The sequence below is a fragment of the Galactobacter caseinivorans genome, assembly GCF_003640665.1.
Classification (GTDB): Bacteria; Actinomycetota; Actinomycetes; order Actinomycetales; family Micrococcaceae; genus Galactobacter; species Galactobacter caseinivorans.
Map to the genome: position 1 here is coordinate 65,361 of NZ_QQXL01000002.1, position 13,990 is coordinate 79,350.

Genomic DNA, 13,990 nt, shown 5'->3' on the forward strand with positions numbered 1-13,990 from the left:
GTGCTCACACGACTTGACGCGAGCTGGGAGGATCCCATTCGCGTAGTAGCCGTGCCTGCCGCCGGTCTCTCCCAGGGGTTGCTGCTGGAGAACGGTGTCCTCACCGTCTCCTTGGAACCCGAGGACGCCATCGCGATCACCCTGGACGACGGCACGCATGCGGCCGCCACCGGCCGCCAGGTGCCCGTCACCTGGAGCTACGTCGTGGCGGTGACGATCCGCGGGGCCGTGGTTCCGGATGCTATCGCCGCCTTGCAGAGCGCCGCCCTGGACATGGGCGCGGACGCTGGCGCTGACCCCCGTCGCGGGGAGGCCGAGCCAGACGTGGACGACGGCGCAGAGGTCGCGGGCCGCGGTCGGCGCGGGCGTCGCCGCGCGGATGCCGAACCGGCCACCGAGGGCGCGGCAGCGCACCCCGTGTTTGTGGGCGGGCTTCGTCAGGACAACGTGGCCATCTCTCCCGAAACCGCTCACGCGGACCCGGACGTCACCATCACCGCTGCCACCTTGCGGCGGCGCCTGAGCCAGGACCTTCTTAATGCGCGCCCTGGGCCGACCCCTGAGGCGCGTCCCGAGCTGAGCCCTGAGCTGCGTCCCGCGCCGCGTCCGGCGGCTGCGGCCCAGGAAGCCGCGGTGCCTGAAACGGCCGCAGCCCCGGACGTGGCGGCGCCTGCGCCGGTACCGGTTGAGCAGAGCGTGCAGGACGAGGACGCAACGATCACGGCCACCGAATTGGCGCGCCTGCTGGCTGGGGCGGTTGCCTCACCGGAGCCGGAGCCGGAGCCGGAGCCGGAGCCGGAGCCGGAGCACGACCCGGATGCCACGGTGACCGCCACGGAGCTCGCCCGACTGTTGGCCAAGGCAGTGCCCACCGCCGCTCCCGTCAACCCACCCGCCGCGCCCACCAACCCACCCGCCGCGCACGCCAGCGCCGCCGCGCCCGTCCCCGAGACGTTGGTAGATATTCCGGAGGCAAGCACCCACCCGCGCTCCGGTTTCCCGGCCGTGCCCGGTTCGCGGACCGAACCCTCGGATCGTGATGTGGAGGTCATGGACTCCACGATCGTGGGCTTCATCGATCCCCACTCCCTGTCCTTGCCCACCCGGCGCGGGTCCAGGACGGTCAAACCGCCGGCAGCCAACGCGGTGCCAGCCGCGAATTACGTCCCGCCCACTGCCGCTCCCGGTCACGTCCCGAATCCCGGTCACGTCCCGAATCCCGTGCAGTCTGCGACCCCGGCCGCACAGGGAACCGCACCACACGGCGTCGGGCATCCGGTCAACTCCGCGCCTGCCGGTGCCCCCGCGTCTGCCCGCCCCGCTGCGCCCTCCGCCGGGGGCAGGCCGAGCGCCAGTATGCTCGCGGCGGCCGCAGCGCTGGCGGCGGAGCAGGTGCACGCCCCGGCCCGGCCGACGCCCCAGGTCCCCTTCGACGGGCCGTCCCTGCGCATCAGCGACTCGGCCGGCGCCCGCGAGGTCGGCATCGACGCGACCCTGGTCCTTGGCCGCAACCCCAGCGTGGCTCAGGTGCGCGAGCGGGACGCCCGAGCGGTGAGCGTGTTCCCGACCGGCGGCGGCGTCTCCCACACCCACGTCTCCGTGCGGGTGCAAGCCGGCACCATCTTGGTCCGTGACCTGTGGTCAACCAACGGCACCCGCGTGAAGGGTTTTGGCGTCCCGCCGTTCCGGCTTCGCGACGGAGAAGAGGTCCCGGTCTCGCCGGGCACGGTCGTTGAATTGGGCGACGGCGTGCGCCTGGAGATCGCCGCCGGGGGTGGGTTCCTTGGCGCGTAGGCTCCCCGGCACCCCGCCCGTCCTGCCCGGGTACACCCATGTGCGTGCGCTGGGGACGGGTGGCTTTGCCGATGTGTTCCTGTACGAGCAGGCGCTCCCGCGGCGCACCATCGCCGTCAAGGTCCTGCTCACGGACGCGATCCCCGGTGACCTGCGCACGGCGTTCCTCCAAGAGACCAACACGCTGGCCCACCTGGCCACGCACCCCCACGTCCTGACCATGTATGAGGCGGGCATCGCGGCGGACGGGCGCCCCTACCTGGTGACGGAGTTCTGCCCCACCGGCTATGGCGATCGCTTCCGCAACGAGCGCATCCCGGTGGATGAGGTGATCGCCACGGGGATCGGCATCGGTGCCGCGCTGGAGACCGCACACGCGGCCGGCGTGCTGCACCGCGACATCAAGCCGGCGAACATCCTGATGACCTCCTTTGGCCGCCCCGTCTTGGCTGACTTCGGCATCGCCGCCACCCTGAGCCGCATTCACCAAGAGGACCAGGATTCCGTGGGCCTCTCCGTCCCGTGGGCGGCGCCGGAGATGCTCGAGGGCTCCTCTCCCGGCAGCGTGGAGTCAGAGGTCTGGTCCTTTGGTGCCACCCTGTTTGCGCTGCTGGCTGGGCGCTCCCCGTTTGAAAAGCCGGGCGGGCCCAACGATCGACGCGCCCTGGCTCGGCGCATCATGGGCCACTCCGGTCCGGCCCCCTTGGACCGCCCTGACGCGCCCCGTGAACTGCTGCGCCTGATTTCCGACTGCCTGAACAAGAACCCGAAGAAGCGCCCGGCCAGCATCCTTGAGGTGCTCCAACGGCTCCAACTCGCGGAGTCGGAGATGGGGTTGCGCCCCAGCCGCCTGGAGTTGGCACCAAGCCTCCAGGCGCCGTTCGCGTCAGATGGCACCTCCGCCGCCTCGCAAGGCATCGCGGGCACCAGCAGCGGGCGCCTGGGCGGGTTGTCCTCCGCGCACGGCGTGGATGAGACCACCGGACGGCCGCGCCGGCGCCGCACCGCGGCGTCCACGTCGCAGTTCGACGACGCGACGCAGGTCCGCGCCGGCGGTTTCAGTCAGGCGCAACGCGCCCCCGGCTTGGGCAAGCGGTGGCAGTGGATCACCGCGGCGGGGGTCGCCGTCCTGGTGGCCGCGCTGGCGGTTGCGGCCTGGATCAATCCTTGGGGCGCCCCCGGCGCGCAGATCGCGGCGGTTGATGCCAGTTCTTCCGATGGGGCCGTGGTCTTTAATTGGGCTCCGCCGGAGGGCGGCGCGGACGCGTACGAGGTGCGTGTCGAGGGCCGGCCGGCGGTTCAACAGGAGGGCCTGAGCTACACGGTAGAGACCACCAAACCAGGCCAGCGGGTCTGCGTCACGGTGGCAGTGGTAAAAAGCGGCAAAACCGCAGAGGCCAGCGCGCCGAGGTGTGCACGGTCCAAGGAAGGTCAGTAGCGGTGTTTGGGCGCAAGGGGATTCGCAAGCGGACCGAGCGGAAGGCGCTTCTGGGCGCCGCCGCCGGGGCGGCGGTCATCGCTCTGGTGGCCGGCATCGCCGTGGTGGCGCACGGATACGAGCGCTCAGATCAGCAACTGAACGACGCCTCGGTGTGGGTCAGCAACGCGCGCGAGGGCAAGCTGGGGCACGCCAACACCGCCATCAGCGAGCTCAGTACCGCCGTGAAGATGGAAGGCGATGGCCAGACGCTGGCTCAGGACCCCAAGCATGTGGTGGTGCACTCCAGCGCAAAGAATGCCCTGGTGGTGCTTGACCCGGCCAGCGCGCAGGCCATCGGTTCAGCCGCGCTGCCCAATGGACAGCCCCAGGTCGTTGAGTCCGGATCCTGGGTTGGCGTGCTAGACCCAGCGGGCGGTGACCTCTGGGTGCGTCAGTTGGCGGATGTGGCCGGCTTCGATTCCTCGCTTGATCCCACCGCCTCGGTGGGGCTTGACGCAGTGATGGCGGTGGACCAGCAGGGGCGCTGGGCAGGATTTAGCCAGAAGGCCTCCAGGCTCACCACGCAGGATGCCGGCGCGCAGGACGTGACGTTCTCCACGCCCACCGCACGCGCGCAGGTGGCACTGGTGGGCGGCAAGGCGGCCGTCTACAACCCGGACTCCCGTGAACTCTTTTTCGACGGAAAGGTCCAGTCCCTCGCCTCTGGCATCACCAGCCCGGATTCAGTGCGGTTGATGCAGTCCACGCTGGATTCAAGCGACCTTGTTCTGGCCCAGGACGGCGGGCTGATCTCCGTCCCGCGGAGCAACGATTCCTTTGCCCTCCCGGTGGGAGAAGCGGACGGCAACGCCGCGGCGCCGGTGCGCTCCGGCCGCTGCGTCTATGGGGCATGGGCCGGAGGCCGGGGCGCGCAGCTCTGCGACGAGCGGGATCCCGAGGGCTTCTCGTTGCCAGAGGCAGAGGGTTCCACCGCCATGGTGTTGCGGGTCAATGCCGACACGGTAGTGGCCAATGACAGCCCAAGCGGCAAGAGCTGGGCCATGCAAAATGGCGGCGCGCTGATCAACAACTGGGCAGACTTCCGGGCCGAGCAGGACGTGGTGGAGAAGCAGCGCGAGGACCGCGATGTGGCCCCGCAACCAGAGAAGACACAGAAGCCGCCGGTGGCGGCCGCGGACACCTTTGGCGCCCGGCCGGGCCGGAGCAACATCCTCCCGGTCCTGCTCAACGATGCCGATCCCAATGGGGATCCGCTCATGATCTCTGCGATCACCAAGGGCATTCCCGCTGAGATGGGAAGCCTGGAGACGGTGAGCGATCGGCAGAAGCTGCAGCTCACGCTGCGCCCCGAGGCTCAGGGGACCCTGAGCTTTCGCTACAAGATTGACGACGGTCGCGGCGGCACCGCCGAGGCCCAGGTCACTGTGAACATCGTGGACCAGTCCACCAACTCAGCCCCCGTGCAGGCGCGGGGAACCAAGACCTCCGTTGCGCAGGAGGGCAAGGCCACGGTGCAGGCGCTGCAGGACTGGGTTGATCCGGAGTCTGATCCCATTTACCTGGTGAGCGCCCGCGCGGACGCGCCCAATACTGCGACCTCCACCGCACAGGGGGCGGTGGACTTTGCCTCCGGCGGGGGAGAGCCCGGCGTGGACCCAGTCCGGATCCGGGTCTCCGACGGGACCGCCGCGACGGATGGCATCGTCAGTGTGACGGTGGAGGCCAAGGGGCAAACGCCCATCATCGTGGAGAACTACACCGTGTCCGGGTACGTGGACAACGAGATCGTGACGCTGCCGCTTGGCGCGGCGCGTGGCGGCACGGGGGAATTGACCCTGAGCCGCGTTGACGACGGGAAGAAGGACCAGCTCGCGGTGTCCGCCAGCTATAACGACGGCCGCGTGCGGATCACGCCGTCCAAGGCGGGCACGTATGTCTTGGCTTACTCCGTCAAGGACGCCGCCGGCCAAAGCGCGGCCGGCACCATCCGCGTGGACGCGAAGCCGCTGGCGACCACGGCCTCGGCTCCGGTCGTGGCCCCCACCACCTCCTTCCTTCACCTGAAGAACACCGCGGACGTGGACGTGTTGGAGCAGGCGTATGACCCGGCGGGCGGCGTGCTCAGCATCGCGGAGGTGCCCAGCGTCCCGGCCGATTCCGGGGTGCTGGTGGAGGTCGTGGAGAACAAGCGCCTGCGCGTGACCCTGCAGCGGGACCTGCCCAAGCCCATTACCCTCAAGGTCAAGGTCTCCAACGGCACCACGACCTCCGAGGGAGACCTCACCTTGGTGCGCGTGCCGGAGCAGGCCAAGCAACAGCCCCCGGTGGCACGCGACGACGTGGCCCAGGCCCGCGTGGGTGAGGTGGTGGACATCCCGGTGCTGGCGAACGACACGCAACCGGATGACAAGCCGGTGACGCTGGAGCGGACCCTGGCCCAGGAGCCAAAGGCGGGCATGCTCGTGGCCTCCAACCAACGCCTGCGCTACCTCGCGCCGTCCACCCCCGGTGTGTACACCGCGCGCTACACGGTGGCCTCCACGGATGGCCAAACCGCCAGCGCCAAGCTGACCATCACCGTCAATGCCGTGGACGCGGCACTGAACCGAGCGCCGTCGGCCCCCACCGTGACCGCCCGCGCCTACGCGGGGCGCCCCATCACCATCCCCATTCCGCTCACCGGCGTGGACCCGGACGGAGACAGCGTGACGCTCTCCGCCAGCGTCAAGCAGCCGGACCGCGGCGCCGTGACGACCGTGGGTGCGGACTCCATCACCTATGTGCCCAACGCCCAGACGCAGGGCGTGGATAGATTCGAGTACAAGCTCACGGACTCGCTCGGCGCAGAGACCACGGGAACCGTGCGGGTGGGCATTTCCCCTGCAGAAATGGCCTCAGCGCCGCCGGTGGCCAAGGATGACCTGGTGACCACCCGGCCGGATACCGACCTGGTGGTTGACGTGCTGGGCAATGACATTGACACCTCGGAAAAGGGGCTCAAGGTCGTCTCCGTGGAGATGCAGCCCAAGGGGGTGGAGGCCACCGTGGTCGGTGGATCCATCAAGGTGCGCACGCCGGCCAAGGCGGGTTCCATCGCGGGCTTTTACAAGCTGACGGATGAGACGGGCGCCACCTCCTCCGCCTGGCTCTACATCGACGTGCGCAGGGACGCTCCGCTGGCCGCTCCGGTGACGGAGGACCGCGTACTGAGCCTCAGCGACGTCAAAAACAACCCATCCATGGCGGTGGAGGTGCTCAACAAGACCTCCTTCTCGGAGGGGAGCGTGTCCTCGCTCAACGTGGAGGTCCCCGAGGGGTATGGGGACGCCAAGGTGGATAGCCAGCGCCGCGTGGTGGTACCAGTGCGGGCGCAGCCAAGCGTCATCCCGTTCTACGTCTCGCGCCCGGACGCTCCTGAGGTGCGCGCCACGGGCTTCATCACCGTTCCAGGCACGGAAAAGACGCCGCCGCAGCTTCGTCAGGACGCGCCAAAGGTGGTGACCAAGTCCGGCGACGAGGTGAGCATTCCCTTGGAGGAACAGGTCATCGCCGCGCAGGGACGCGAGGTCAAGATCACCAACGCCGCACAGGTGAGGGCAACTCAGGCGGACGGCAGCGCGCTCGTGAAGGACGAGAAGACGCTCAAGTACCGCTCTGAGGCGGGCTTTGTTGGCTTTGCCTCCCTCACCGTGCAGGTGACGGATGGCAAAAACGAGGCGTCCGTGGTCATCCCCATCGAAGTGCAAGCCAAACAGGACCAGCAGCCCACCCTCCAGGCGGCCAACCTCTCCGTCACCGCAGGGGAAAGTAAGACCTTCAACCTGCGCGCCAACACCATGTATAACGGCACGGATGCGGACGCGTTGAAGTGGGGCATCAAGACCAGCAATGGGCAGACCGTCAGCGCCCGCATTTCCGGCGAGCGTGGCGACCAAGCCGTCTTCACGGCCGCCAAGGATGCTCGGGTGGGTAGCAGCACCACCTTCACCATGACGGTCAGCAACCGCGACGGTGCCACGGCCCAGGCGGAGGCAGTGGTCACCGTGGTGGCCTCCCAAGAGCCGCCGCCGGTGGCCGCGGACGACACCGTGGTGATCAAGCGAGGCGACACGCTGACCCATGACGTGCTCAACAACGACTACAGCCCCTTTGGCAAGGATTCGCTCAGCGTGGTGGAAAGCACCACCCGCACCAGCGTGGACGGCGTGGCCGTCAGCACCACGGACGGCGGCCGCACCATGACCATCAAGGCCGCCGACTCCGCTGACACCGGGACCCTCAGGGTTGACTACGTGATCCAGGACCAGAGCAACGACCCCAGCCGCCGCGCTGTGGGCGAGTTGCGCGTGGTGGTGCAGGACGTACCGGGCGCGCCAGGCCCCGGCGTCCAGATTGCGGACACGAACAAGAGCGCGGGCTCCGTGACGCTCAGCGCAGGCAGCGCCGAGCCCAACGGCTCGCCCATCACCGGCTATCAGGCCCGGGCCAACGTCTCCGGCGGCGAGGGAGCCGCGCAGGATTGCAAGTCGGCCCAGAACTGCACCGTGACGGGCCTGAAGAACGGCCAGAAGTACAGCTTCCAGATGCGGGCGGTCAACGCTGTGGGGGCCGGCGAATGGTCCAGCTCCAGCGCCACCGTCCTCTTTGATGACCGCCCGGAGAGGCCGGGCAACGTGCGCGGCAAGCCCTCCAAGGACGATCGCGATGGCCACTCCGTCATCATCGAGTGGAACGACGTCCCCCAGCCTGAGGGCGGGACGTCGCTGGACGGCTACGACGTGCAGCTCAAGGGTGAAGGGCTGGCCGGAGATGGGCTGGTCCGCCACGCCGGCGCCGACGCGACCTCCTACACCTTCACCGATGGCGGGGTGCGCCCGGGTAGCAACTACTCCATCTCCGTCCGCGCCCGCACCAAGACCCAGGTGTCAGAGCCCGGGCGCGGATCCGTGCGTGCCGTGGGCGCGCCGACCGTCAAGGACGCGGAGTCCGGGCTGAGTGGCGACGGCGACAAGGCGCAGGTGAGCTGGTCGGCCGATGGCCGCGGCGGGCCCGTGCGCGCCCGGGTCAGCGCCGCAGGCTCCGTCTCCGGAAAGAGTTGCTCCGCCGAGGGCTTCTCACCCAACGCCGACGCGAACAGCTTTGAGGAACGGCTCAAGGACGGCAATCTGCGCTACGTGGTGGACGTGAGCAATGGGCTCTTCTGCACTCGGGTCCAGACCCAGGTCGTGAACACGGAGGTGGGCACCCCGGGCGGTTCCGTCTCCACCTCCACCGAGGGCAAGGGCCCGGTCTTCACGGTCCAGCCGAAGTACACCGTGACCCCAGGGCGCCCGTCCGCCAAGCACTTCTTTGTCCTCATCAACGACGGGGCCAAGCCCAACGCTGACAGCAATGGCTGGAAGCGACTCGGCGAAAACCGCACCGGCGAGTTTGGGGAGAAGGACAAGGAGAAGACCGCGTGGGCCATGAACTGCCGCACGGAGAGCAAGCTCTTCTGCAGCCCAGTGGCCAAGCTGGGATCCGAGACCAAGTCCTCTAAGGACCTCGAGGTCACGCGGACCGGCCAGGATCAGTGCCTGGCGGACGGCGAGAAATGGATCACGCTCAAGGCGGAGTCCGGCGTGCGGATCGAATATCGTTGGCGCCAAAGCGGTGCCACCGAGGATGCCACGTCCTGGACCACGGCGCGTAGTGGGGAAACCATCAGGGTTCCAGAGGCTGACGAGGGGGAGAAGATGCAGCTCTTTGTGAGGTCCAGCTTCGAGGACCTGCGCTATTCCGGCGAGGAGAGCTTTGACAAGGGCCAGCCCATGGCCACCTGCGCCGCTCCTCAGCCGCCGGAACCGGAGCCGGCCCCGCCCGCTCCGGAGCCGCCCGCGCCACCACAGGCCTGGGCGCTGAGAAACCTCCTCTGAGCACCCCTCGTCCTGGTCCCCGCAGCGCCAGCGCTGCAACCGCCACTCAGCTCACCCGCTCCACGCCCTGCCAGGCAACAACGGAAGTGAAACCACCGCAATGACCAGCACACCTCAGCCCAGCGGCCCCGTCCTCACCCGGGAACAATCCGCCTGGTTCTCTCAGCAGTTCAACGCGCTGGTAGAGAACGTGGAGCAGGTGGTGCTGGGCAAGTCCCACGTGGTGCGCCTGGCCATCGCCACCCTCATCACCGGCGGGCACCTGCTCGTGGAGGACTACCCGGGCACCGGCAAGACCTCCATGGCACGCGCCATTGCTCAGTCGGTGGACGGAAAGCCCGGCCGCATCCAGTTCACACCGGATCTGCTGCCCGGAGATGTCACTGGCATGAGCGTGTATGACCAATCCAAGGGTGTCTTTGAGTTCCACGCCGGCCCGGTCTTTTCCACGATCCTGCTCGCGGATGAGATCAACCGTGCCTCGCCCAAGACGCAATCCGCTCTGCTCGAGGTCATGGAGGAGGGGCGCGTCACCGTGGATGGGGTGACCCACCGCGTGCCGGATCCGTTCATGGTGATCGCCACGCAGAACCCGGTGGAGCAGGCCGGCACCTATCGCCTCCCGGAGGCGCAGCTGGACCGCTTCCTGATGAAGACCACCCTTGGTTACCCTGACCCATCCTCCACCCGTCAGATTCTGCGCAACGCCCACATCCGCTCCCATCACGTGGAGCTTGACCCGGTGGTGGACACGCGCGGGCTGCAGGAGCTGGCCGCCGTGGCCAAGATGCCCTTCGTTGACGACGCGTTGCTTGACTACGCCACGCGCCTGATTGAGGCCACGCGGCAGGCACCGGAGGTCCGGCTGGGCGTCTCGGTTCGTGGCGCCTTGGCGCTGGTCCGCGCGGCCACCACGTGGGCGGCCGTGCAGGGCCGCAACTTCGTGATCCCGGATGACCTGAAGACCCTCGCGGACCCGGTCCTGGCACACCGCCTGGTCCTGGACGCGGAGGCGGAGTTTGACGGCGTGACGCCGGCCAGCGTCATCGGCCGCATCCTGCTGGACGTCCAACCGCCGGCCGAGCGCCAGCCGCGCTGATGAGCCCCAAGTCCACGACCGAGCACACCAGCCCCACCAGGGGGCACACACGCACGCGTGCGCGCCTGCGTGGCTCCGCCGCGTCGTCGGACACCAGCTACCGCACCGAATACACCACCTCCGTGCCCCTGGGCACCCGAACCCCTCGCTGGATCCGCCGCACGCAGCGCGCCATTCTCACCACGCGGCGCGCGCTGACCCGCTCCTGGCTGGCCGTGCTGCGGGCCACGAGCCCGGCCTGTTGGGGGCTCATCGCCGCGGCCGTGCTCGGAATCGTGCTCGGCGCCGCCTTCGGGTGGGTGGAATTCATGTCCTTGGGCGTGGTTGCCGCCCTGACGGTGGCGCTCGCGGCCCTGTTCTTGATTGGCCGCCCACGCTACGACGTGGTGCTTAAAGTCCATACCAACCGCACCACGATCGGTTCCCCCGTGCGGGCGGAGGTGCAGTTGCGAGACCGCTCACGGGTGCGCCTCTGGGCCACGCGCGTGGAGGTGGGGGTCGGCAGGACCACCGTGGAACTGCCGCCGCCGGGACGGGCCACGGCGGTGCGCGAGTTCTCCGTTCCCGCTGAACAGCGCGGAGTGGTCCGCGTGGGCCCGGTGCGGACGGTGCGCGGCGATCCCATCGGCCTGTTTCGGCGCAGCGCCGAGTGGTCGCAGACCCACGAGGTGTACGTCCACCCGAGCACCGTGGGCCTGCCGCCCACCTCCACTGGCTTTGTGCGAGACCTCGAGGGGAATCCCACCAACGACCTCACCGCCTCAGACATCTCCTTCCATGCCCTGCGCGAATACAGGGCGGGGGATGACCCGCGGCACGTGTACTGGAAGGCCGTGGCCCGCACCGGACAACTCATGGTGCGCCAATTCGAGGAGACCCGCCGCAGCCACCTTGTGGTGGCCTTTGGCCGGGATGATTCCTCCTGGAGTAACGAGCAAGAGTTTGAGATGGGCATCTCAGCCGCCGCCTCCCTGGGGTTGCGCGCCATTCGCGATGGGCGCGACATCACCGTGGTGACCACGCCCCCGGAGCCGGAGCTGGGCGCGGACCCCCCGCGCGAGCCCACGCTGGTCCCCACCGTCACGCCGCAGCGCATGCTGGATGGGATGAGCGAGATCGAATGGGCCAGCGGTGGCATGGGCGTGGGGGAGCTGGCGGCGCTGGCCTCCGCCACCGTGCCCGGCATCTCCATCGTCTTCCTCATCGTCGGTTCCAAGCCGGGCATGCGCGAGCTGCGCAGCTGGTCCCAGCGCTTCCCCCTGGGCGTGCAGACCATGGCCGTGGTGTGTAATCCAGGCCAAACCCCTGCCATGCAGGACGTCTCCGGGCTGGCTGTGGTGCGCATTGGTTACCTCGAGGATCTGCGCCACGCCCTGATGAAGGGCGGCGCATCGTGAGCGCCGCCCCACAGCAGGGAAGCGCCCAGCCAGGCACCCCCGGGCCCGACGGCGCTCCCCGTCAGTCGGCCACGCGCCGCGAGCACCGCTTGCGAGCGCAACGCCAGACCACGCCGGTGCGGGATCTGCTCTTCTATGCCGTGATGATCGGCGTCTGTGCCGTGCCCTTGTGGCCTTTGTATCAGCACCCTGCCGTGGGGATCACGGTGCTCGGGGCCCTGCTGGGCGGGCTGGGCATCGGCTGGCTGGGGCGCGTCAGGGCCCTGCCGTGGCCGGTCTTTACCGTGGTGGCGCTGGCGTGGGGGTTGCTGATCGGGGTGCCCCTTGCGGTGCCAACCCATGCGCTCAACGGCTTCATCCCGACCCTGGATGGGCTTGCCGTCTTCGTGACGGGTTTGGTGCGCTCCTGGGTGGACATCCTCTCCGTTGATCCGCCGCTGGGCAATTACGACGCGGTCCTGGTCCCGGTGTTTGTGCTTGTGTACGCAGGTGCCGTCTGCGCGGTGCGCGGCTTCCTCTCCGGGCGGCGCTGGCCAGGGGTTCTTGCGGCGGTGGCCCTCTTGCTCTTTGGCATCATCTTCGGGATGCGGACGGGCTACCGGCCCGTAGAGGTGGGCGTAGCGTCGCTCTTTGTGGCTCTGGCCTGGATTGTGGCGGTACGACCGGCTGTCAGGGGAATGGATGAGTCCCACAGCAGGCGGCTCAGGGCCGGCCAGGTGCGTCGCGGGATGGCAGCGCTTGTCTTTGCGCTGGTCTGTGCCCTGGCCGGCGGCGCACTGGCCGCCGCTCTGAGCCCGGATCGCCGCGAGGTGCTCCGGAGCGCCTTCAGTCCCACCTTTGAGTTGCAGCGGCATGTCTCGCCCTTGCAGGAGTACCGCTCCTGGGTCACCGACCCGTCCGCGGAGACCACGGTGGCCACCGTCCAGGGCCTGCCTGCGGGTTCCATGCTGCGGGTGGCCGTGATGGATCAGTACAACGGCGTGGCCATGCAGGTGGGTAACGGCGGCTCATCCGGCACGTTTGCGCGGGTGCCGTCCAAGATTCAGCGGGAGGGCGGTGCGCGGGAGCGCATTCAGGTGGACCTCAAGGTGTCTCAGGGGCAGTGGTTGCCTCTTGCGGGTGCCCTGGATTCGCTGCAGATCCCGGAGGAGTTGCGGGATCGCTTCTACTTCAACAAGTCCCTGGATGCCGCCGTGCTCTCTGGTGATGCGCCCCAGAGCCTGTCTTACAGCATGGAGTCGGTGCCGCTGCCTGCGCCGATGCGTGACGGTCTGGGTTCCCTCACCCCCGGCTCCGCCAAGCAGGCGGACCTGGAGCAGGTCCCACAGAAGCTGGTCGACGCCGTGGAGACCCAGTGGGTCAAGGCGTCAGAGCCGGGGGATCGGCTGCAGCTGGCGTTGAGCTACCTGCAGGCGGGCTTTGTGTCCCACGGCGGGGACGAGGAGGTCTTCAGCCGCTCCGGGCACTCCGTTGAGCGCCTTGACCTGCTCACCCAGGAGGACCCGATGGTGGGGGACGCGGAGCAGTATTCGGTCGCCTTTGCAGTCCTGGCTCGCGAGCTCGGATTCCCCTCGCGCGTGGTCAGCGGCTACGTGGACTCCAACGGCGACGGGCAGCTGCAGGGCTCGGAGCTGACCGCCTGGGTGGAAGTCCAGGATCAGCAGCGCGGTTGGGTGGGGATTGACCCCAACCCGGAGCCGCGGGAGACCAAGAAACAGGAAAAGTCCAAGCAAAACTCGATCGCCCTGCCCCGCAGTGTGCTGCCTCCGGAGGTGCCGCGTCAGGAGGACACGGTCACCCCGAACATGGATGAGACGGCGCAGACGCCCACGCCGCCGCCGTCGGAGCTTTCCCTCCTCATCGCGGCGATCTGGTGGTGGACCTGGCGCGTGGGGCTCTCCCTGTTACTGCTGACCTCCCCGCTGTGGATCCTGGTCCTGCTGGAGGCTTGGCGGCGGGGCGCCCGGCGCCGTCGCGACCGGCGCCGGCTCTCCGTCGCGGGCGGCTGGGCGGAGCTGCGCGATGAGGTCATCGACGCGGGCCATCCCGTCGCGTGGTCTGACACCCGCACCGAGGTGGCGCAGGGGAGTGGCCGGGACACCGTGATGGTCATGGCGCGGCGCGCGGATGAGCTCTCCTTTGCCCCGTGGGGTGCACAGCGCGATGACGTGGAGCGTTACTGGAAGGGCGTGCGGGCGGCCCGGAAGGATCTGCGCACCGGGCGCACCCGCCGTCAGCGCTGGGCGCAGCGCTTTTCGTGGCGTTCGGTGACGCGCTGGCTCCGGGAGACCTTCCGGCCGTAGCGTGGCAGGCGCCGCTATTTCTGACGCCGTCAGCACAGCTT

The 13,990-nt window shown here is 68.9% G+C and carries 6 protein-coding genes; all 6 read left to right on the forward strand.

The annotated features are described in order from the left end of the window. The 6 genes from DWQ67_RS14205 (at position 1) to DWQ67_RS03995 (ending at position 13,949) form a co-directional block, all read left to right on the forward strand. The gene (locus tag DWQ67_RS14205; protein ID WP_147433613.1) at positions 1-1,794 is read left to right on the forward strand and encodes an FHA domain-containing protein; all 1,794 of its coding nucleotides are present in this window, start codon (positions 1-3) and stop codon (positions 1,792-1,794) included. Continuing rightward, entirely contained in the window at positions 1,784-3,232 is a 1,449-nt protein-coding gene (locus DWQ67_RS03975; protein WP_158595358.1) for a serine/threonine-protein kinase, read from the forward strand. The genes DWQ67_RS14205 and DWQ67_RS03975 overlap by 11 nt, the downstream gene beginning before the upstream one ends. 2 nt (positions 3,233-3,234) lie before the next feature. Then, positions 3,235-9,150 carry an Ig-like domain-containing protein gene (locus tag DWQ67_RS03980; protein ID WP_121484310.1) on the forward strand — a complete coding sequence of 1,972 codons (5,916 nt, stop codon included), beginning with the start codon at positions 3,235-3,237 and terminating at the stop codon, positions 9,148-9,150. Positions 9,151-9,250: 100 nt separating this feature from the next. Further along, positions 9,251-10,249, forward strand: a complete 999-nt coding sequence (locus DWQ67_RS03985; RefSeq protein ID WP_121484311.1) for an AAA family ATPase — start codon at positions 9,251-9,253, stop codon at positions 10,247-10,249. Then, positions 10,249-11,646, forward strand: coding sequence for a DUF58 domain-containing protein (locus DWQ67_RS03990; protein ID WP_121484312.1), 1,398 nt, complete (start codon positions 10,249-10,251; stop codon positions 11,644-11,646). The genes DWQ67_RS03985 and DWQ67_RS03990 overlap by 1 nt, the downstream gene beginning before the upstream one ends. Beyond that, positions 11,643-13,949 carry a transglutaminase family protein gene (locus tag DWQ67_RS03995; protein ID WP_121484313.1) on the forward strand — a complete coding sequence of 769 codons (2,307 nt, stop codon included), beginning with the start codon at positions 11,643-11,645 and terminating at the stop codon, positions 13,947-13,949. The genes DWQ67_RS03990 and DWQ67_RS03995 overlap by 4 nt, the downstream gene beginning before the upstream one ends. The last annotated feature ends 41 nt before the right edge of the window (positions 13,950-13,990 follow it).

What these genes read in the sequence shown, in the direction of transcription:
- DWQ67_RS03985 (WP_121484311.1), top strand. Translation starts at nt 9,251, where the DNA reads ATGACCAGCACACCTCAGCCCAGCGGCCCCGTCCTCACCCGGGAACAA.
- DWQ67_RS03990 (WP_121484312.1), top strand. Translation starts at nt 10,249, where the DNA reads ATGAGCCCCAAGTCCACGACCGAGCACACCAGCCCCACCAGGGGGCAC.